Consider the following 20,445-nt stretch of genomic DNA (forward strand, 5'->3'; position numbering starts at 1 on the left):
TCCCTGTCATGGGATCAGGGGGCGGAGATGGCCCGCCATGCCGAATTGACCGTCGCCGCGGATCTGCCGGTCTACTTCTGCGATCCCCACAGCCCGTGGCAGCGCGGCACGAACGAGAACACCAACGGTCTGCTCCGCCAATACTTCCCGAAAGGCACCGATCTCAGCCTGCACAGTCCCGATGACCTCGAGGCCGTCGCCGCCGCGCTCAATGGGCGACCCCGCAAGACGCTCGGGTGGAGAACCCCGGCGGAGGCACTGGACGCCGTCCTCGAGCATGCGGAAACTGGCCAAGTTGCGACGACCGGTTGAGACCGCCCAATACCTGTCAATCCGATACACCGAGCGCCTGGCCGAGGCCGGGATCGAGCCCTCGGTCGGCAGCGTCGGCGACTCGTATGACAACGCGCTCGCAGAGACGATCAACGGCCTGTTCAAGGCCGAGGTCATCCACCGCCGCGGCCCATGGCGCAGCTTCGACGCCCTCGAATACGCCACCCTCGAATGGATCGACTGGTTCAACACCCGCCGCCTGCTGGAACCCATCGGAAACATCCCGCCGGCAGAGGCCGAAGCCAACTTCTACGCAGCTCTGGAAACGCAAACCATGGCCGCGTAGCTAACATCAAACAGCCTCCGGCACATCGACGCTCGCAACCCAAAGCGGACGTTCGGGCATCCCTATTCGTCCCAAGTGCGCTCGCCCACCGAATAGAGGAAGGTGGCCGACTAAGTCAGGACCATGAAGCCTGCCAGCGACTGCATCATGCCGATCATCCGGATGGGTCCGGCGGTCTCGATCTGGGTGTAGCCGAGCGTGGCGAAGTTGATGCCCGAGAAGTAGATCAGTCCGCTCCATTCGTGGTCGTAGCCGCCGCCGAGGGTTCCGAACGCGGCCCACTGGAGGATCGCCCAGTAGATCACCGCGAAGGCGAGAACCTCGAGGGTGTGGAGCGCGAGAAGACCGAGGAACGTCCCGAGGATCGCAGCCTGCGGACTGCCGACGCGCCGCTTTATCGCGCGGATGCCCAGCAGCCCGTAATGATGAAAGGCGCCGAGGGCTGCGACGAGGAGGAAGCCGGTAAGAAGAGCCATCGTTGTAACTCCATGAGGGACGGGGGCGCGGCGGTCTGGTCTTCGGGCCTCCGCTGCGATCCTGAACCTGCGGGCCGGGAAGGCCCCCCTCGCGCCCGGGTCAGCCAGTGCAGGAAAGGTGCCCGCGGAAGCCGGCGCCGTAGGCCTCTCCGGCGGACATGAGGAGGTCGACGTAATCGTCCTCGCCCGTGGGGCGCAGCTCTGCCGTGAGAGGGCCGGCGGTTAGGGTGCCGCCGGAGGCGTCCACGGTCCCGTCCAGACGCACAAGGTCGCCGCTGATCCGCAACAACGCCGCTGGCGCGCCGTCTACGGTGCCGGTCACGAGGACCGGCGGGCTTTCATCGGTGTAGAAGTAGCGGCAGGCCGCGCCGTCCGCGAAGACCCGGTCGATCTCTTCCTCGGTCAGGAATTCGGGGTCGATCCCGGCGAGGGCTTCCGTGCGCAGCGCCTCCTCGGCGGGGACCAGCTCCACGGACGCGGCGCCCTGGATCGGCGCTGCCGCCTCCGCGCCGGTGTCGAGGTCGGCGATCAGCCAGCGCATCTCGGCGATCTCCTTGTCCTGGGCGTAGATGATGTCTTCGGCGAGGCGGCGCACCCGGGGGTCGGTGATCTCTGCCCGGGTGGAGGTCATGATCGCGATGGAATGGTGCGGGATCATCGCGGACATGTAGCTGCGGTCCTGCACGGTGACCTGGCTGCGCACCAGCCAGAGCGCCAGGGCGAAGACCACGACCGAGCCGGCGAAGATGGCGGCGTTGACGGCTTTGCTGGAATACATCGACAGCATGAAGGCCAGCATGATGAAGGCCATCACCGCCCCCATGACCAGCGCCATCCAGGCCCGCGTCTCGGACCAGAAGATGTGCTCCAGCTGGTAGGTGTTCAGATACATCAGCCCGAACATGACGATCGTGGAGGTCGCGATCATTGCGGCAAAGCGCCAGTAGGACATGGGGTGTCTCCTTCCGTCTCGTATCCGTCCAGCCGCCGGCCCCGGTCCGGACGGCCTGATGGAGACGGAACGACCTTCCCGCCTTGGAAGGTTCCGGCGGACGGGCGGGCGGCCGGCGCCGCCCGCCGGCGCCGGGGGTCAGGGGACGAGACTCTCCTGATAGGCGCGCTCGCGCTCCGGCCAGGTGCTCTTGATCCAGGCGAGGACGGCCTTGATCTCGGCATCCGACAGGACGTCGCCGAAGCCGGGCATGTCGCTCTCGTAGCCGCCGCCCACGACGGCAGACGTCCCCTCCCGGATGATGCGGACCAGCAGGTCGTCGGGATGGTGCCAGGTATGCCCGCTCGCGTCATGGGGCGGCGCGGGGAGCCGGCCGGAGGGCAGCGGCGTGCGCCAGTCCGGCTGGCCCCCCAGTTCTGCGCCGTGGCAGGCGGCGCAGTGCGCCTCGTAGAGGGCGCGTCCCTCGGCGAGGGTCCGGGCGTCGGGCGGGGCGGTGTCGCTCGCCCCGCTGCCGGCCCATAGGAGAAGTGCGCCGGCCCCGAGGCCGACGCCCGCCAGGATCGCGACCTTCGGCGTCACTCGGCGTTCTCGGCGATCCAGTCCCGCAGGAAGGCGATCTCCGCCTCCTGCGCCGCGATGATCTCCTCGGCGAGCTGCCGCAGGTCGGGGTCCTCGCCGTGCTCGAGCACGATCCGCGCCATGTCGATGGCACCCTGGTGGTGCCCGATCATGCCGCGCGCGAAGTCGATGTCGGCGTCGTCGCTGAACTCGATGTCCATCGCGGAATGCATGGCCATGTTGGCCGCGCGGTAGGCCTCGGTCGACGGCGCCCCCTCCAGCGGGGCCGCGTCCGCCGACATGTGCCCGCCGTGACCGGCGATCTCGTCGGAGCCGGCTGTGGCCATCTCGTCCATCATCTGCCGCATCATGTCCTGCATCATGGGGCGCATCATCGCCTCCATGCCGGCGCGCATGTCCTCGGATATCATGCTGTCCTGCATCATCGGCATGGCCTCGTCGCCGTGGGCCCCGTGATCCTCCATCTGGGCGAGCACGCCCGCCGGCACCGCAAGGGCAAGGGCGAGCCCGCCCGCCAGCCATCGTCCGCGTGTCATCGTCGTATGTCCTCCTGTGAAGATGTGGGACCCGCCGGTCAGGCGGCCCGGGTCACGCCGTAGCCTTCCGCTTCCACCGCGCGCTGCACCGCGGAGGGATCGGCCGCGCTGTCGACCGTGACGCGGTCCGCCGCGCGGTCCACCGTCACTTTCGCCGCAGGGTCGACCGCGTGGATCGCCCGGGTCACGGCCGCCTCGCAATGTCCGCAGGTCATGCCCGTCACATTCAGGTTCATCATCTCATCACTCCTCGTGGGATGTCCGACAGGAGATGTCGGGTCTTCCCACATGGGAAGGTCAAGACGCGGCCGGACACAAATTTGCGGGCTTGACCTTCCCATCATGGGAGACCCTATCTAAGGGGTCGACCGCAAGACTCGGGAGGCTTTCATGCCGGACGGACAGCAGGACATCGACACGAGGGACTCAGGCGTCCTCTTCGACACCGGCATCGAGGGCATGACCTGCGCGTCATGCGTGGGGCGCGTCGAACGCGCCCTCGGCAAGGTGCCGGGGGTGACGGAGGCGAGCGTCAACCTCGCCACAGGCCGAGCACGGGTCCGCGCGGCGCCGGGGACCGGGATCGGCGCCATCGTCGAGACTGTCGAAGCGACGGGATACCAGCCGCGGCTGGAGCAGGTGACCCTCGCGGTCGACGGCATGACGTGCGCCTCGTGCGTCGGCCGGGTGGAGCGGGCGCTGAAGGCGGTCCCGGGCGTCCTCGACGCGTCGGTGAACCTCGCCGCGGGCGCGGCGGCCGTGCGGGTGCCGGCGGGCGCCGTCAGCGCGGGCGACCTCGTCGCCGCCGTGGGACGGGTCGGATACGAGGCGAAGCCCGCCAGCGGCAGCCGCGAGGAGCGGGCGGAGCGGCAGGCTGCCCGCGACGAGGATGCGCAGCACCTGCGCCGGCAGCTGATCCTCGCGGCCGTGTTGACGCTGCCCGTCGTGGTGCTGGACATGGGCAGCCACCTGGTGCCCGCCTACCACCACTGGCTGCTGGGAATGATGAGCCAGCAGACGATCCACCTGATCCTCTTCGCGCTCGCCACGGTGGTGCTGTTCGGGCCGGGATGGCAGTTCCACGCCAGGGGCTGGCCGGCGCTGCTACTCGGCGCCCCCGACATGAACAGTCTCGTCGCGCTCGGCACGTCGGCGGCGTGGGGCTATTCGGTGGTCGCGACCTTCGTCCCCGGTCTCCTGCCGGCGGGCGCGACCGGCGTCTATTTTGAGGCGGCGGCGGTGATCGTGACGCTGATCCTCCTTGGCCGGTGGCTCGAGGCGCTGGCCCGCGGCCGCACCTCGGCGGCCATCACCGGCCTGCTGAAGCTGCAGGCCAGGACGGCGCGCGTCCTGCAGGGTGGCGACGAGCGCGACGTGCCGATCGAGGAGGTCGTCGTCGGCGACACGATCCGGGTCCGCCCGGGCGAGAAGATCCCGGTCGACGGGCTGGTGCTGGACGGGTCGAGCTTCGTCGACGAGGCGATGATCAGCGGCGAGCCGGTGCCGGTGCAGAAGGGCGAGGGCCACGAGGTGATCGGCGGCACGATCAACCGCACCGGCACCTTCACCTACCGCGCCACCCGGGTCGGCGCCGACACGCTGCTCGCCCAGATCGTCCGCATGGTCGAGGAGGCGCAGGGCGACAAGCTGCCGATCCAGGCGTTGGTCGACAGGGTGACGCTGTGGTTCGTGCCGGCCGTCATGGCGGCGGCGGCGCTGACCTTCGCCGTCTGGCTGGTCTTCGGGCCGGTTCCGGCGCTGACCTTTGCCGTCGTCAATGCCGTGGCTGTGCTCATCATCGCCTGCCCCTGCGCGATGGGCCTCGCCACGCCGACCTCGATCATGGTCGGCACCGGCAAGGCGGCCGAGCTCGGCATCCTGTTCCGCCGCGGCGAGGCGCTGCAGACGCTGCGGGGTGCGCAGGTGATCGCGCTCGACAAGACCGGCACGCTGACCCGTGGCCGGCCCGAGCTGACCGACCTGGACGTCGCGGACGGATTCGACCGGGACGAGGTGCTGCGCCTCGTCGGCGCGGTCGAGGCGGCGTCGGAGCATCCGATCGCCGAGGCCATCGTCGCCGCCGCCCGCGCCGCGGGCGCCGCCCTGCCCGAGGCGCGGGACTTCGACGCGCGGCCGGGCTTCGGCGTGACGGCGACCGTCGACGGCCACAGGGTCGTCGCCGGGGCCGACCGGCTGATGCGCGAGACGGGGCTCGACCTCGCCCCGTTCGCCGAGACGGCGAAGCGCCTCGGCAGCGAAGGCAAGTCGCCGCTCTACGCCGCGATCGACGGGCGGCTGGCCGCTATCCTCGCCGTGGCCGACCCGATCAAGGACACGACGCCGCAGGCGATCCGGGCGCTTCGGGCGCTGGGGCTGAGGGTCGCGATGATCACCGGCGACAATGCCGGCACGGCCCAGGCCATCGCCACCCATCTCGGCATCGACGAGGTGGTGGCCGAGGTGCTGCCGGGCGGCAAGGTGGATGCGGTCAAGACGCTGCAGGAGAACGGCACCCGCGTCGCCTTCGTCGGCGACGGCATCAACGACGCCCCGGCGCTGGCTCAGGCCGACATCGGCATCGCCATCGGCACCGGCACCGACATCGCCATCGAGGCGGCCGAGGTCGTGCTGATGTCCGGCGATCTGCGCGGTGTCGTCGACGCGCTCGCGCTCAGCCAGGCGACGATGGCGAACATCAAGCAGAACCTCGGCTGGGCCTTCGCCTACAACGCCGCGCTGATCCCGCTGGCCGCGGGGGCGCTGTGGCCGGCCTTCGGCATCCTCTTGTCGCCGGTCTTCGCCGCCCTCGCGATGGCGCTGTCCAGCGTCAGCGTGCTGACCAACGCGCTGCGGCTGAAGCGCTTCGCCCCGCCCCGCGTCGCGACACGCGACGCCGACGGAGCCCGTCCCGCCACTGCCTGATAGAGGAGGCACCCATGAACATCGGCGACGCGGCCCGGGCCTCGGGCGTGAACCAGAAGATGATCCGCTACTACGAGAGCATCGGGTTGATCGGGGACGTCGCGCGCAGCGCGAACGGCTACCGGACCTATACGCATAACGACATCCACACCCTCGCCTTCGTCCGCCGCGCCCGCCGGCTCGGCTTCTCGATCGAGCAAATCCAGGCGCTGATGACTCTCTGGCGCGACAAGGAGCGGTCGAGCGCCGAGGTCAAGGCGATCGCACAGGGCCATATCGACGAGCTTCAGGCGAAGATCGAGGAGCTGGCGGAGATGCGCCGCACGCTGGAGCACCTCGTCTCCTGCTGCGCTGGCGACGACCGCCCCGACTGCCCGATCCTCGACGGCCTTTCCGCGAATGTAGATGCGGCCAGTGCTCTGGCCGGGGTAAGCCCTCGGGGTCACCCGTGACTGAATCCGCACGGTCTATAGCTTCCGTTCAACGGCGTCCTCGGCAGACGGCGCTGCCGGCCCGGAGCGGACGTTCGAGCGGCGGTGCCACTGAGGCCCCTCACGGCCCAGACCGGACGTTCGGCCCGGTTGGATGAGACCGGAACTTCCGGTCCGGAGCGGACCTTCGCTGCAGCAGCACCTCTCCGGCAACGCCGGACGGGCCCCTCAACCGAGTTCTCGTGATTTTCCGGGTGCAAGGCCAGCCGGAACTGTGCATAATCACTATCGCATTCAGTTTAGCTGTTCCCGATGAAGTATCGCCCCGAAATCGACGGCATCCGCGCCATTGCGGTCGTCTCCGTCATCTTCTACCATGCGGGGGCTCCGATCCCCGGCGGCTTCGTTGGGGTGGACATATTCTTTGTCCTGTCAGGCTATCTTATAACATCGCTTCTATTGCGCGATCTTGAGCGTGGCACGTTTTCGATCGCTGATTTCTACGAGCGCCGCGCACGCCGCATCCTCCCTGCTCTGTTTGTGGTGATTGCCGCCTGCCTGCCTCTTTCCCTCTGGATCATGTCGCCCGATCAAATAGCCCGGTTCGGAAGGTCCGTCGTGGGGGCGGCGCTTTTCATGTCCAACGTATTTTTCTGGCGAGAGGGCGGCTATTTCGACGTTTCTGCCGAACTCAAACCGCTGTTGCACACTTGGACCCTCGCGGTCGAGGAGCAGTATTATCTTCTATTCCCGCCTGCGCTCTGGTGGGCATGGAAGTTCTGCCGAAGAGTAGCGTTTTGGTTAATCCTCGGGACAGCGCTCGCCAGCTTCGGGCTCGCGCTCTGGACTTCGGGTGAGTTTGCAACCGCGTCCTTCTTCCTGACTCCGACGCGCGTCTGGGAGCTCCTAGCCGGGTCACTCTGCGCCTTCTCAGCGCTGCCGCGCATCCGGTGGCTGGGGGAGTTTGGTGTCGGCCTGATCCTGACCTCGCTGGTCGTCATCAACGAAAGTATGCTGTGGCCCGGCTTCTGGACGCTCCTGCCGGTAATCGGGACGACGCTTGTGGTATTGTTCTGTCAACCTGGCGGCCTCGCTCACTTGGCCCTTTCAACGCGTTTTATGGTCGGGATCGGTTTGATCTCCTACAGCGGCTATCTCTGGCACGCGCCACTCTTCGCCTTCTTGCATCTGCGCGCCCCGGAGCTTGTCACCCCTGCTATCATGGGGCTCCTGATCGCACTGACCTTCATGCTTGCCTGGGCGACATGGCGCTACGTGGAGCAACCATTTCGGGCGGGGCACGGTCGGCCGGCGGCAATTTTAACTGGACGGGCACCCCTACTTGCGGCTTCCGCTGCTGGGCTGATGGTTGCCGCGATACTTGGGGTGTTCGGATGGCAGAGCGGTGATCGACTCGCTGCGCTTAGATACTCCACGCCCCAACTGACGTTCTTTGACAGCATCGAGGCAAGCCCGATGCGCAGCGCGTGCCACTCACTGTCGGCCGATGCTATCCCGCTAGATCAGCACTGCGTTTATCGAGGTGCGACCGCCCCCACTTGGGCCGTGCTCGGAAATTCCCACGGCGTCGAACTCGCCTATGCACTCGCCAGACATCTAGAGGGAGATGGCGAAGCCCTGCTGCACGCGACCATCAGCGCGTGCTCTGTCGCCTTTCAGCAGGGGCCGGTTTCGGACTGCAGAAATTGGATCGAGAGCCGCGCCGCGATGATCCGAGCAATCGACACCATCGCCCATGTCGTCATCGCTTTTCGTGTCGATACCAACGGCCCGTTGGAAAACCGGGCGCTTGCCGACCTCACGACCTATCTAGCTGAGGGCGGCCGTGACGTGATCGTGGCGCTACAGGCCCCGCGCCTGCCCGCCGATATCGCGAGCATGGCGCCGCGTATGGACGATAGCGGGAATGTGCCTGGCGCGCCCACGGCGGAGTGGCGGGAAACTATGGCCCCGGTGCGAGAGGTGCTTGAGGGGGTGCCCCCGACCGTGCAGGTGGTCGACTTGGCTGACGCGTTTTGCGACCCGGCAGATTGCTACGCGGCCAAGGGCGGGGCTGCACTGTTCTTCGACTCTCATCATATGTCCTTGGCAGGCGCCGACCTTGCTGCAGAATTGATCTTGTCTAGGAACACCGGACCTGACGCGGATTAGATGAGACTCACCCACCCCCCGCCGCCGCGAACGCTGACTTGGGGAAAGTCCGCTTCCCGGGTGCTGTCAGACTAATGCGAACCAGTCTCAGTTTGCGGCGGACGAGCTTCCCCTACCCCGCGTAGAGGCCGCGCCACTCCTCTAATGCGGCGGTGCGGTTCGTCCTGAAAATGGTTCGGCTGGAGAGACTGCGCTCGAGATTGAAGTGGTTGTAGACGGAGGAGTGGACGGCGGCGAACTTCTGAAGACTTCGCATTCGCCGGAAACGAAGCATCGCCCTCTCCCGTCGTCGAAGCGGCAGGTGGGAGTTCTCCGCCCTGTTGTTGATCCAGCGGCCATCCGACTGCTGCCTGCCCTGCAGGTCCAGTTGCCGAAGGGCAGCGCCGTAGGTCCGCAGCCTGTCGGTGACCAGGATCTCTGGCCGGCCGTGGCGGCGAAGCAGTTTCTTCAGGAAACGTAAGGCTGCCGCGCGATCCCGGGTCTTGGTGACCACCGCCTCCAAGACCTCGCCCTCGTGGTCGACGGCGCGCCAGAGGTAGTGCGTCTTGCCGTTGATCTTCACGAAGACCTCGTCGAGGTGCCACTGCCATCTGCTGGACCGCAGGCTCTGTATTCGGCGCCGCCGGATCTCCGCCGCGAACATCGGCCCGAACCTGTTCCACCAGTAGCGAATCGTCTCATGGCTGACCTCGATCCCGCGCTCATGCAGCAGGTCCTCGACGTTCCTGAGCGAGAGCGGGAAGCGGACATACAGCATCACCGCCAGGCGGATGATCTTGGGGCTGGTCTTGAAGTAGCGGAACGGGTTCGGCTGGGTCATGCGACGAGGATAGGTCCGCCCCCTGCCCCGCTCAAGCTGATTGCTCTGACAGAGCCTTCCCGACGCCTAGGCTTGGTGCTGGCTGTCACATCCGCGAAGCGTGCAAGGCGGATTCGATCGGGTAGGAGAAGATAATCCAGAGCGACGGGCAGGGTCCGGATCTTCGCTTTTCACCCTGCCTCAGCGCGTCCCGTGGCCGGCCCTGATGTTGAGCCGCATTCGCGGGTTCACAACCTGGTCGGACACATGGACGTTCCAGACCGCGGCGGTCGAGCCGGCCTCGTAGGCCGCGCGCAGCTCGGCGAAGCGCCCAAGCTCCGTCACCGTCTCCCCCGATAGCCCGAAGCCGCGCGCGATGGAGGCCAGATCCGTGCGCCCGAAGATCGCGCCGCTGTCGTCGATCCCGTCCTCGCGCAGCTTGTGGATCTCGGCCCCGTAGGCGCCATCGTTGGAACAGACCACGAGGAGCCGGATGCCCTGCCGGCGCAGGCATTCCAGTTCCTGCACGTGCATCAGCAGGCTGCCGTCGCCTTCGTACAGCACCACCCGACCGTCGCCGCGCGCCACCGCCACGCCGATGGCGTAGGAGATCGCGTTCCCGATGGCGCCGAAATCGCGCATGACATGGTAGCGGCCGGGCGTCTGCCCCCGCATCACGGTGTGGAAGTAGGACTGGTGGCCGGACCCGCTGACCACGTCCCAGTCGCCGGGGATCACGGCTTCCAGTTCCCCGAAGACCCGCCGCGGGTCGAGCGTTCCGGGTTCGACCTGATACTCGCTCGAATCGGCCGGTTCGTCTCGGATCCGCGCGGCCAGTGCGTCGCTGCGGAGCCGGGCCGCGGGCGCCGGACCCCTGCGGAGCCGGTCGGCGAGGCCGCGGGCGGCCAGCCGCGCGTCGGCGCGCAGGTAGGTATCGGCCGCACTGAGGCCTTCGCGCAGGCCCAGCGGCTCGGGGTCGATCTGCACGACATGTGCCGCGGGCGGTATCAGGCGGCCGCCATCGACGGTGTGATAGGTCAAGCTCGCCCCGATCGCCACAACGAGGTCGGCCTCGGCGAAGATCTCGCGCGCGATGCTGCGGGCAAAGCCGCCGGCCACGCCCAGCGAGAACGGATGGTCGTCGTAGAGACCGCGCGCCAGTAGCGTCGTGGACAGGAAGGCGCCGGACAGGTCTGCGACCTCGGCCACGTCGGTCTCCGCCCCGGCCGCCATGACGCCGCGCCCGGCGATGAGGATCGGGCAGCGCGCGGCCGCCAGCCGCTCGGCCAGCGCGTCGAGTTGCCCCGGATCGGGCGGCAGCGGCGGCGTCACCGGGATCAGGTCGTCGGACGGGACATAGGGGCCGATGTTCGGCATCGGCTGCTTCTGCAGGTCGTAGGGCACGGCCAGTACCACCGGCCGGCGTTCGTGCCGCGCGGTCCAGTACGCCTCGCGCACGTACTGGTGCATTCGGTCCGGGTGCAGGCCAGCGATGTAGTGCGCACCGCAGGTCGTCACCAGCGGCTGCTGGTCGATGGCCTGACCGTAGAACCGCGCCTTGAGCGGAACGTCGCCCGCCAGCACCACCACCGGGACGCGGCTGCGCGCGGCCGAGGCAAGCGCGGTGGTGATCTGGGTGATCCCCGGGCCGCAGGTGACCGACGCGACGCCCACCCCGCCGGTCGCGCTGGCATGGCCCATCGCCATGCCGACCGCGCAGTGCTCGTGCCGGGCGTGGACCGTGGTCACGCCCGGCAGGTTCTTCATCGCAGTGACCCAGTGCATGTTGCCGTCGCCCATCAGGACGAACTGGGCGGTCGTTCCTTCGGCACGGAAGGCCTCGGCCAGCGCCTGATAGATCGGTCGGTCCTGCATCGCGCTGTCCCCCTGCCCCCTCTGGCCAGTCTCAGAAGCCGCCGTAGCGGGTCTCGGCCCAGTCCTGCAGCCAGGTCATCGGTTCGCCGCTGAGACCCAGGGCACCGGCGAGCACACGGCCCGAGGCTTCGGCACCGATCAGCTGCGGATAGTCGCCCATGACCTCCTGCGCGGCGGCGCTGGTCAGGTCGGGGTGATCCATCGCATCGGCGATCGCGGCCTCGTAGACGGCGACGATGTCGTCGGGCGTCCCCTCGGGCAGCAGGATCATCTTGCCGGCGGTGACGCGGATGTCGAACAGCGACTTCCAGACCTGATACTCGATCCCGTCGAGCGGTTCGCCATGCACCGCCTCGTAGACCTCGAGGAAGGTCGGCACGTCGGGCGCCACGGGATCGCGGCCGATCACCCCGTCCTGTTCGTAGCCCATGGTGAAGAGTTGCTGAACCAGCCCCTCCTCAATCAGCGGCACGACCTCGTTGGCGTAGGACAGCATGGTGTCGTGGCGCATCTGGAATTCGCCCCGCTCCAGCCCGCCGCGGGATTCGCCGAGGCTAATGCCGAAGACGACCTGCGGCCGGATGCCCAAGAGGTCGTAGCTGAGCAGCACGCCGAGATCGGACGAGGTCAGCGTCTGCGCGGCGATGACCGGCGGGTTCTCGATCAAGGCGCGGATCGCCTCGACCGGGTCCTGGGGCAGGCCGCCGTCGTAGTCGCGGCGCGCGTAGACCACCGTGCCGGCGGGCGACGAGATGATCGGGATCATCGCGCCGAGGTCGTAGCGGACGGCAGGGTCCTGGAACACCTGATTGAGGATGGTGCTGGCGCCGATGGCCAGGATCGTGAGGCCATCGGGGTTCGCCGCGTTGACGAACTCGTTGGTGCCGACGATCGACCCGCCGCCCTCGACATTGCGCAGGAGCACCGTGGGAGCCCCCGGCAGCGTGTCCTGCAACGGTTGCACGAACAGGCGGGCAAAGGCCGTCGTGCCGCCGCCGGGGCCGTAGGGCACGATCATCTCGACCTCTTCTCCGGCGAAGTCGGTGTCCGACTGTGCCGCCAGCGGTCCCGCCGCAAGTGCAAAAGCAAGCCCTGCCACAGGCGCGGCCAGCCCGCGCCAGACATGGTCCATCCGGTTCCGGTGCATCATCGTCTCGTCCTCCCTGTCGGGCACCCGAACGCTCCTCCGCCCTGGTGCAGCTTCGAAAGGCTAGACCACGAATGGTATACCGTCCATCGATTCTCGGCCTGATGACACTACCAATCATGATTTTCGCAAGTATTCCATGAGACGCAGCTCAGGGGGGCAGGAAGCGGCGGCACAGCGCGTCCATCTCGGGCGCGTCGGCCCCGGCGAGGCGCGTCGCCTTGGCCCGGACCTGATCCGAGGAGAACGGCCGATCCGGAGTCCCGGCGAAGCTGTCCCGGGTTTCCGTCAGCCGGGTGCCGTCGCGCAATTCGAGCTCGAGATGCACGCCCCAGCCCTTGGCGCCGCCGCCGGGTCGCTCGGCCACGGCGATGCGCCGCATCAGGTCACAGATCCCCGGATCGGTCAGCGCGTCGTCCGAGAACGCGGCCGGATCCTCCGGGTCGCGATAGGCGGACAGGGCCAGCACGAAGGGCACGCTGTATTGCCCCAGCCCGATGTCCGACGGGGCCTTGCCCGCGTGATGCGACACGAGCTTCGCGCTGCCCTGAACAGCGATGCGGGCGATGTCGGCCCCGCCGAAGCCGCGCTCCGCCATCATCCCGCGCAGTGCCTCGACCGGGGCATGGGCGGTGATGTGGCAGGCATAGCGTTTCAGGCAGAGCGTCTCGAGTTCCCACCGGGTGCCGAGGCCCTCCAGCAGCGCGTCGGGCGCGGTGTCGGAACAGTAGGCGTCGAAGAACCCGTAGCGCCCTTCGATCACCGCATGGGGCGCCTCGAACCCGCGCGCGGCGAGCCGGGCCGCGAGGACGCCCGATTCCGCGGCGCGCCCAAGGTGCAGCCGTTTCACCATGCCGCCCTGCCCCGACGCCGCGAACGCCAGAAGGCCGGAGACGAGGGACCCTGCGATGCCCTGGGCCGAGGCGAGTTGCGAGGCCGACAGGCCCATCAGCCGGCCGCAGGCGATCGCCGCACCGAACGGGCCGGTCAGGCCGGGGGCGTGGAAACCGGATTTCTCCGGCGTGTGCAGGGTGGCCGCGCCGAGGCGGAACATTGTCTCGCACCCCGCGACGATGGCGCCGATCAGGTCGTCATCCGACGCGCCGACCGCCTGCGCCACGGCCAGCGCGGGCAGCGCCACCGTCGCGCCGGGGTGGACGCCTGCGCCCGGCTTGCGCAGGCTGTCGAGTTCGAAGGCATGGCAGAAGGCGCCCAGCGCCAGCGCCGCCTGCGGCGGGTGCAAGCGCAGGTCGGGTTCGCCGGGGATGCGGCAGGGTCCGCCGGACCCGGTGTCCACCGCCTCGGCCAGGATCATCCGCGACCAGGGCAGCCGGCGTCCGAACATGGCCGCGCCCAGCGCGTCGACCAGACAGTGCCGCGCGAGTTGCGCGACATGCGGCGGGATGTCGTCGGACCGCAGCCCGAGCGCGAAGGCGGCATGAGCCTCGGCGACCGTTGCGGCGGCCGGGGAGCGGTCTGCCATTTCGTCAGTTCCTTATGGTCTGCAAGAAGAGCGCGTCGTCCAGCACGACCCCTTCGCCCCGGGCCGCGGCCCGTTCCACGATGAGGCCGGCAAGCGCCGCGAACTGCGCACCGTGGATGTTGCCGCGTTCCGAGAAGGTGATCTGGCTGTCGTCGGTGCGTCCGCGGGACGGGTCGGCCAGCAGGTCCGCGAACATCACGCGCCGGTCGCGCGGAATGGCGTGGAAGCGGCGCGCGGTGCCCGCGCCTGCCTTTTCCCCGCCGAGCGCGAAGGTCACGCCTTCATCCTCGACCGCCCAGTCCGGCACTTCGAGCGGCCCCGACGCGGTGCCGAAGCGCAGCGCCCGGTCGATGCGGCCGTCGGCGACGGCATCGAGCGTGCCGCCGATGCAGGTCACATGGGTGCCGGGGTCGAGCGCCGCGCCGGGGACGACCGGGCCGATCGCGTTGGTGCAGGCCGACAGGATGTCAGCGTCCCGCACGGCGGCCTCGGCACTGTCCATCGCCTCGGCGTCGACCCCTTGGCGTGCCCGCGCCTCGGCGGCCAGCGCCTCGCTGTTGGCGCGGGTGGGAGCGTAGATGCGGACGCGGCGGATCGGCCGGACCTGCAGGATCGCGTCGATGTGGGTGCGCGCCATGCCGCCGGCGCCGAGGATGCCGAGGGTCGCCGCATCCTCGCGCGCCATGTAGCGCACGCCGAGCGCGGAATCCGCGCCGACCCGCATCTGCTGGATCAGCCCGTCATGGACGATGGCGCGGAGCGCGCCGTCCGTCATGTCGAACACCATCAGGAGGCCCATATAGGTGCCGGGTTCGACGCAGTACTTCTCCTTGCGCGGGCGGCCGTCGACGACGCGACGATAGATCACGTCGGATTTCACCCGCAGGCAGCCCCAGCGGTCGGGGCCGAGCCCCGCGGCCAAGCCCAGCTGCCAGCTGCGCCCGCCTTCCGTCTGCGGCGACTGGAAGTCGAGCCGCGGCGCGGTCAGCGAGCGGCTGGCGGCATAGGCGCGATACGCCCTGTCGAGCGCCGTGACGACATCCGCGGGCGACACCAGCCGGGCCACCGCGTCGTTGTCGAGGATCAGGGGCATCGGGCGGACCTTTCGACGGCGCGCGGGTCGAGGGACCCCGGCCGGAGCCGGGATCCCCCAGGCGAAGGTCAGTCGAGCGTGACGTCGTAGACCTCGAGCAGCCAATCGGTCAGCCACTGGCGCTGTTCGTCGCTCACCTCGGCCGCGCCGCGAAGCACGCCGGCGGCGGCCTCAATCCCGATGACCTGATCGTAGGGGCCGAGAACGTCCATAGCAGCCTGCCCCTGCAGGGCATCGCTGGCCATGGCCGCCGCGGCGGCGTCGGCATAGATCTGCAGGATCTCGTCCGGGGTGCCGGCCGGCAAGACGAACATCTTGGCCGCCATGACCCGGATGTCGAACAGCATCTTCCAGACGCTGTACTCGATCCCTTCGAGTGGCTTGCCGTGGACCATCTCGTAGACCTCGAGGAAGGTCGGAACCTCGGGCGCCATCGGGTCGCGTTCGATCACGCCGTTGCGTTCGTAGCCCAGCGTGAACAGGGGAGCCGTCGAGCCTTCCTCGATCATCGGCAGGACGCCTGCGGTCCAGGACGCCATGTTGTCGAAGTTGACCTGGAATTCGCCGCGTTCGTAGCCGCCGCGCGCATCGGCGTTCGACAGGCCGAAGACGGGGCGGATCTTGATCCCGAGGAGGTCGAGCGACACCAGCGTCGGCAGGTCCGCCGCGGTGGCACCGTCGCCGCCATAGACCGCCACGTTCTCCTGAAGGTAGGGAACATCATGAGCCGGATCGCCGGTCAGGCCGAAGTCGGTCCGCCCATAGACCACCACGCCGAAGGGCGAGGCGAGGAACGGCCGGAAGTTCGGCAGGTCGTAGCGGACGGCCGGGTTGCGCAGCAGGTACTGGAAGAAGGTGCCGGTGCCCAATGCGCCGATGGTCAGCCCGTCGGGTTCGGCATTCTGCGCGAATTCGTTGATGCCCACCACCGATCCGGCGCCTTCGACGTTGCGGATCAGGATCGTCGGCTGGCCCGGCAGCGCCTCGCCCAGCGGTCCGGCGAAGAGACGGGCGTGGATGGTGGAGCCGCCGCCCGCGCCATAGGGCACGATCATCTCGATTTCCTCGGGGGCGAACCCCTCCTGCGCGCGAAGCGGCAGCGGCAGGGTCGCCGCGGCGCCTAGCGCGAGGCTGCCTTTGAGAAAGCGGCGGCGGCTGCCGGTCGGTGTCGTGTTGGTCATGTCAGGTCTCCTCCCAAGAGTTTCTCTCGACCGGCCGTTGCGGACCGGACTTTCGTGTTCACGCGAAGGCGCGTGTCTCGCCTTGGCCCGCGCTGGCGTGGCGGGCGGCACTGCGGCCGGCGATGCGGCCGAAGGTGGCGCCCGACATCAGGCCGGTACCGCTCGCGTAGTTGTGGACGAACAGCCCGCCGACGATCTCGCCCGCGGCGTAGAGCCCGGCGATCGGGGCGCCGAACTCGGACTCGACGGCCGAGTCCGCCGTCACCTTGAGGCCGCCGAAGGTGAAGGTGATGCCGGTGGTGACGTGGTAGGCGTGGAACGGCGGGGTATCGATCGGGTTGGCCCAGTTCGTCTTCTCGACAGGCAGCCCCTCGGTCCTGCGGCCGTCGAGGACGTTCGGATCGAACGGGATGTCGGCACGGCAGGCGGCGTTGAAGTCGCGCACCGTGCGCAGGAACGCCTCGCTGTCGACGCCTTCAAGCTGCTCGGCCAGCCCCTCGATGGTGTCGGATTCGACCTTGGTCACGCGGCGGATGCGGTACTCGCCCCGCAGGAGGTGCCTGGTCTTCTCGTCGAAGACCTGCCAGGCGAACATGCCCGGCTGCTTCAGGATCTCGCCGCCATACTTGGCGTAGGTGTGCGAGTGGAAGTTGGCGCCCTCGTCGACATACCGTTGCCCCTTGGCGTTCACGAGGATGCCGAACGGGTAGTTGTGCTTCTGGAACTGGTCGCCGATGGCGAGGTCGCCGTAGGGCGGCGCATTCACGTCCCAGGCGACCGAATGGCAGCCCGACCAGTTGCCGTGGCTGCGCGCACCGATCGCCAGCGCCATGCGCAGGCCCGCGCCCATGTTGAACCGGGTGCCGCGCACCTTGGCCAGATCCCAGCCCGGCCCGAGATAGCGCGCGCGCATCTCGGGGTTCGACTCGAACCCGCCGCAGGCGAGGATCACGGCGCCGGCCGCAATCTCCACCCGTTCGCCCTCGCTCATCACCGCGACTCCCGTCACCCGGTCGCCCTCGCGCAGCAGTTCGACCGCCGGCGTCTCGTAGGCGATGGGGATATCGAGCGCCTCGGCCCGAGCATAGAGCGCGGTCAGCATCTCCGGCCCGCCGCCCGAGATGTGCAGGGCAAGACCGCCCCAGAACCGGAACTTCCCGTCGACCTTGTAGGCCTGCCGGCCGAGGCCGGGCCACATCTTGACGCCCTGCTGGCCGACCCACTTCGCGGTCTCCTTGCTCGACCGGACGAGGATTTCGCACAGCTCGGGATCAGTGCGGTACTGGGTCAGTTCGAACATGTCGTCGAAATACTGGTCCTCGGTGTAGGTCCCGAAGTCGATCTGGCTCAGATCCTCCTCCGCCATGGCCGGACAGATCTCGAGCAGATCCTCGACGCCGTCATAGGCGAACCGGAAGGCCCCGCCGGTGTAATGCGAATTGCCGCCGCGCTCGTCGAACGGGGCCGCCTCGAGGATCAGCGGACGCGCCCCGTTCTCCTTCGCCGAGATCGCGGCGCACAGGGCCGCATTGCCGGCGCCCACGACGATCACGTCGGGCCGGTACTGGCGCAGGTCGGTCGGGGTCATGTCAACTCCTCGGTGTCGGATGGATGGGATCAGGGGGCCACGCGGCGGGCCGGGTCGGCACCGGGCACGCGCAGCAGGTCTGACAGGGCGGCGATGTCCGGCTGGTCGGGCAGCGCCACGAGGGCCGACAGCAGCCGCTCGGCCCGAACGGGTCCGAGCGTGCGGCCGGCGCAGTCGCGGAACTTGTCATGCAGCGCGCCGGGGGGCAGCGGATGATTGCGGTCGCGGCCGACGGGCCGTTCGACACGGTGCCGCAGGACCCGACCGTCGGCGAGTGTCAGCGTGACTTCACCGAAGAAGTGCTCGGTCGTGTCCATCCGAGCGTCCGGGTGCGGCTCTGCCGTGATGCGGCCCATCAGACTGCGGATGTCGGGATCGGCGACGGCGGCATCGCTGAAATGATCGAGGCTGACGATGCCGTGCCGCAGCGCACGGGCCAGCACGTACTGGACCGAGAACTTGCCATCGAGGCCGCCCTTGGGCTTGGGCCGGTCGGTATGGCGCAGCCGGCGCGGATGCGTCCAGGACAGCACGTCCCTCACGTCCGCCTCGATCAGTCCATGGTCGGCGCGCAGCGCCAGAAGGGCGTCGATCGCCGGATGGGTGCTGGCACAGCAGGGGTGCCGCTTGAACGCCACGCCGGTTTCCACGATGTCGAAGGGGTCGGCAAACTGGGCCAGCACACGCTCGGGCACGTAGGTGCCGGGACCGTTCAGCACCTCGAAGAACCCGTGCGGATCGGTCAGGGCCTGGGGGTTGGCGGTCATCCCCTCGCGGGCCAGCAAGGCGGCGAACAGGCCGTTCCGGGCGCAATGGCCCACATGGAACGGCTTTGCCATCGTTCCGAAATTGGCCTTGAGCCCGGATGACATGGTGGCCGCCAGCGCCAGCGCGGCGGCGGTCCGGCCGGGGTCGAGCCGCATCAGGTGGGCCGAGGCGGCGGCGGCACCGAATACCCCCAGCGTCGCGGTCGGGTGCCAACCCTTTTCGTAGTGGTGGAAATTGACGGCGCGACCGATCCGTGTCTCCACCTCGAACCCTGCGACATAGGCAGCGATCAGCGCCTGACCCGATCCGCCCTCGGCCTCGGCCAGCGCCCAGAGCGCGGGCACGATGGGGGCCGAGGGATGCCCGCCCAGAGTGTTGGAGCAATCATCGAAATCGAGAGCGTGGCTCGCCGTGCCGTTCGAGAGCGCGGCGTCGAGCGGGCCGACGCCCGCGTCCGGCCGTCCGAACAGGGTCGCAGCACCACTGCCGGCGCCCCCCGCGGCCAAGGCGGCGCGGACTGCCCGGGTGGCAGGCTCGTCGAAGCCGGCAAGCGTGACGCCCACGGTGTCGAGGATCGCCTCGATCGCGGTGACAACCGCTGGGTCGGGGAGCGCCTCGAACCGGACCGCCAGAAGCCGCTCGGCCAGATCGTTCAGCATGGGACACCAACCGGGATTCGATTCGGACTTCTGATCATCACGTAGTGGTATACCATTTGCGGCAGTGACTGCACCAGCCCCCTTTGCGCCGCACCACTCTCTTGACCCCGCACGGCAGGAGGTGCCATCAGGCGACGAAGAGACTGGCCACTACGGTATACTGCTCGACCGGAGAAGTCCCTTTCAGGGATTGCCCAGAGGGTGTACCGGCAACCTCGACATGGCCCCGGACCGACGACGGAAGGGAACACGATGACCGACTGGCTTCTGAACCGCGCGGCGCGGCCGCCGGCCCCGGCGACGCTGCCGGCGCTGCTCGAGACCGGCGGAACCACCGCCGTCGCCGGGTGCTGGGACGGCATGTCCGCCCTTCTGGCGAAGCGGGCGGGCTTCGACGCGCTCTATCTGTCGGGCGCCGCGCTGTCGGCGTCGATGGCGCTGCCGGACCTCGGCCTTCTGACGATGGAGGACGTGACCCGCGCCGCCCGCACCGTCGTGCGCGCCAGCGGGCTGCCGCTGATCGTCGATGCCGACACCGGCTTTGGCGAGGCGCTGAACGTCATGCGCGCGGTGCGCGAACTGGAGGCGGCGGGCGCCGCGGCGATCCAGATCGAGGATCAGGACTTTCCCAAGAAGTGCGGCCACCTCAACGACAAGCGTCTGGTCCCGGCAGACGAGATGTGCCGCAAGGTCGCGGCCGCAAAGGCGGCTGCAGACAGCCTGCTGGTCTGCGCCCGCACCGACGCCGTCATGATCTCGCTCGACGAGGCGCTGACGCGGGCGCGGGCCTACGTGAACGCCGGCGCCGACATCGTCTTCGTCGAGGCGATGACCTCGGCCGAGATGGTGCGCGAGGTGCGCGCCGCGCTCGACATTCCGCTTCTGGGCAACATGACCGAGTTCGGCCGGACCCCGATCATCCCGCTGGCGGACTGGGCGGACTGGGGCGTCAACCTGGTGATCTACCCGGTCTCGGCGCTGCGGATCGCAAGCCGCGCGATGGAGGAGTTCTACAGCCGGCTCAAGGCCAACGGCGACGTCTCGGCCGACCTGCCGGCGATGATGACGCGGGCCGAGCTGTACGAGCGCATCCGCTACTTCGACTACGAGCACCTCGACGAGAGCATCGCCGCCACCGTTCTCCCCGACACTTCGGACCACTGAC

The 20,445-nt window shown here is 68.7% G+C and carries 18 protein-coding genes and 1 pseudogene; 6 read left to right on the forward strand and 13 right to left on the reverse strand.

Annotated elements, in window-relative coordinates; translation table 11 throughout:
• Both A37W_RS0112085 and A37W_RS0112090 read left to right on the forward strand, forming a co-directional pair.
• On the forward strand, nucleotides 1–312 hold a 312-nt coding region (locus tag A37W_RS0112085; protein WP_018303253.1), incomplete at its 5' end, for an IS30 family transposase.
• 4 nt (nucleotides 313–316) lie between these two features.
• A pseudogene (locus A37W_RS0112090) lies at nucleotides 317–619 on the forward strand (integrase core domain-containing protein); the annotation flags it as partial.
• Between the two features lie 110 nt (nucleotides 620–729).
• Here A37W_RS0112090 and A37W_RS21685 read toward each other — a convergent pair.
• The 5 genes from A37W_RS21685 to A37W_RS0112115 all read right to left on the reverse strand — a co-directional run bounded on the left by A37W_RS21685 (nucleotide 730) and on the right by A37W_RS0112115 (nucleotide 3,401).
• Complete coding sequence (locus A37W_RS21685) at nucleotides 730–1,095, reverse strand: hypothetical protein (RefSeq protein WP_018303300.1); 366 nt, start codon at nucleotides 1,093–1,095, stop codon at nucleotides 730–732.
• A gap of 100 nt (nucleotides 1,096–1,195) precedes the next feature.
• The gene (locus A37W_RS0112100) at nucleotides 1,196–2,047 is read right to left on the reverse strand and encodes a DUF305 domain-containing protein (protein ID WP_018303301.1); all 852 of its coding nucleotides are present in this window, start codon (nucleotides 2,045–2,047) and stop codon (nucleotides 1,196–1,198) included.
• Between the two features lie 138 nt (nucleotides 2,048–2,185).
• Nucleotides 2,186–2,605, reverse strand: a complete 420-nt coding sequence (locus A37W_RS0112105; protein ID WP_229666066.1) for a c-type cytochrome — start codon at nucleotides 2,603–2,605, stop codon at nucleotides 2,186–2,188.
• 17 nt (nucleotides 2,606–2,622) lie between these two features.
• Nucleotides 2,623–3,162, reverse strand: coding sequence for a CopM family metallochaperone (gene copM, locus A37W_RS21690; RefSeq protein ID WP_018303303.1), 540 nt, complete (start codon nucleotides 3,160–3,162; stop codon nucleotides 2,623–2,625).
• 38 nt (nucleotides 3,163–3,200) lie between these two features.
• The gene (locus tag A37W_RS0112115; RefSeq protein WP_018303304.1) at nucleotides 3,201–3,401 is read right to left on the reverse strand and encodes a heavy-metal-associated domain-containing protein; all 201 of its coding nucleotides are present in this window, start codon (nucleotides 3,399–3,401) and stop codon (nucleotides 3,201–3,203) included.
• Nucleotides 3,402–3,552: 151 nt separating this feature from the next.
• On the opposite strand from A37W_RS0112115, the gene A37W_RS0112120 reads away from it, so the two are divergent.
• From A37W_RS0112120 to A37W_RS22855, 3 genes are all read left to right on the forward strand, one after another.
• Nucleotides 3,553–6,084 carry a heavy metal translocating P-type ATPase gene (locus A37W_RS0112120; RefSeq protein ID WP_018303305.1) on the forward strand — a complete coding sequence of 844 codons (2,532 nt, stop codon included), beginning with the start codon at nucleotides 3,553–3,555 and terminating at the stop codon, nucleotides 6,082–6,084.
• Between the two features lie 14 nt (nucleotides 6,085–6,098).
• Nucleotides 6,099–6,536 (forward strand): Cu(I)-responsive transcriptional regulator, encoded by a 438-nt coding sequence (cueR, locus tag A37W_RS0112125; RefSeq protein WP_018303306.1) that lies wholly within the window; start codon nucleotides 6,099–6,101, stop codon nucleotides 6,534–6,536.
• 291 nt (nucleotides 6,537–6,827) lie between these two features.
• A complete protein-coding gene (locus A37W_RS22855; RefSeq protein ID WP_018303307.1) occupies nucleotides 6,828–8,687 on the forward strand; it encodes an acyltransferase family protein in 1,860 nt (619 codons plus the stop codon).
• A gap of 112 nt (nucleotides 8,688–8,799) precedes the next feature.
• Here the strand turns inward: A37W_RS22855 and A37W_RS0112135 are convergent, their stop codons facing one another.
• The 8 genes from A37W_RS0112135 to A37W_RS0112170 all read right to left on the reverse strand — a co-directional run bounded on the left by A37W_RS0112135 (nucleotide 8,800) and on the right by A37W_RS0112170 (nucleotide 19,280).
• Nucleotides 8,800–9,507 (reverse strand): IS6 family transposase, encoded by a 708-nt coding sequence (locus A37W_RS0112135; RefSeq protein WP_018303308.1) that lies wholly within the window; start codon nucleotides 9,505–9,507, stop codon nucleotides 8,800–8,802.
• 180 nt (nucleotides 9,508–9,687) lie between these two features.
• A complete protein-coding gene (locus A37W_RS0112140; RefSeq protein ID WP_018303309.1) occupies nucleotides 9,688–11,361 on the reverse strand; it encodes a thiamine pyrophosphate-binding protein in 1,674 nt (557 codons plus the stop codon).
• A gap of 31 nt (nucleotides 11,362–11,392) precedes the next feature.
• Nucleotides 11,393–12,535, reverse strand: coding sequence for a Bug family tripartite tricarboxylate transporter substrate binding protein (locus A37W_RS21700; RefSeq protein WP_018303310.1), 1,143 nt, complete (start codon nucleotides 12,533–12,535; stop codon nucleotides 11,393–11,395).
• A gap of 124 nt (nucleotides 12,536–12,659) precedes the next feature.
• Nucleotides 12,660–13,991, reverse strand: a complete 1,332-nt coding sequence (locus A37W_RS21705; protein WP_018303311.1) for an MmgE/PrpD family protein — start codon at nucleotides 13,989–13,991, stop codon at nucleotides 12,660–12,662.
• A 4-nt stretch (nucleotides 13,992–13,995) separates the two neighbouring features.
• On the reverse strand, nucleotides 13,996–15,084 hold the full coding sequence (locus A37W_RS0112155; protein ID WP_018303312.1) for an ornithine cyclodeaminase family protein: 1,089 nt from the start codon (nucleotides 15,082–15,084) through the stop codon (nucleotides 13,996–13,998).
• Nucleotides 15,085–15,152: 68 nt separating this feature from the next.
• On the reverse strand, nucleotides 15,153–16,265 hold the full coding sequence (locus A37W_RS21710) for a Bug family tripartite tricarboxylate transporter substrate binding protein (protein ID WP_018303313.1): 1,113 nt from the start codon (nucleotides 16,263–16,265) through the stop codon (nucleotides 15,153–15,155).
• A gap of 58 nt (nucleotides 16,266–16,323) precedes the next feature.
• On the reverse strand, nucleotides 16,324–17,853 hold the full coding sequence (tcuA, locus tag A37W_RS0112165) for an FAD-dependent tricarballylate dehydrogenase TcuA (protein ID WP_018303314.1): 1,530 nt from the start codon (nucleotides 17,851–17,853) through the stop codon (nucleotides 16,324–16,326).
• 29 nt (nucleotides 17,854–17,882) lie between these two features.
• Nucleotides 17,883–19,280: an MmgE/PrpD family protein gene (locus A37W_RS0112170; RefSeq protein ID WP_018303315.1), complete on the reverse strand. Its 1,398-nt coding sequence runs from the start codon at nucleotides 19,278–19,280 to the stop codon at nucleotides 17,883–17,885.
• A 252-nt stretch (nucleotides 19,281–19,532) separates the two neighbouring features.
• On the opposite strand from A37W_RS0112170, the gene A37W_RS0112175 reads away from it, so the two are divergent.
• Nucleotides 19,533–20,444 carry an isocitrate lyase/PEP mutase family protein gene (locus tag A37W_RS0112175; protein ID WP_018303316.1) on the forward strand — a complete coding sequence of 304 codons (912 nt, stop codon included), beginning with the start codon at nucleotides 19,533–19,535 and terminating at the stop codon, nucleotides 20,442–20,444.
• Nucleotide 20,445: the final 1 nt, after the last annotated feature.

This window comes from Wenxinia marina DSM 24838 (assembly GCF_000379485.1).
Classification (GTDB): Bacteria; Pseudomonadota; Alphaproteobacteria; order Rhodobacterales; family Rhodobacteraceae; genus Wenxinia; species Wenxinia marina.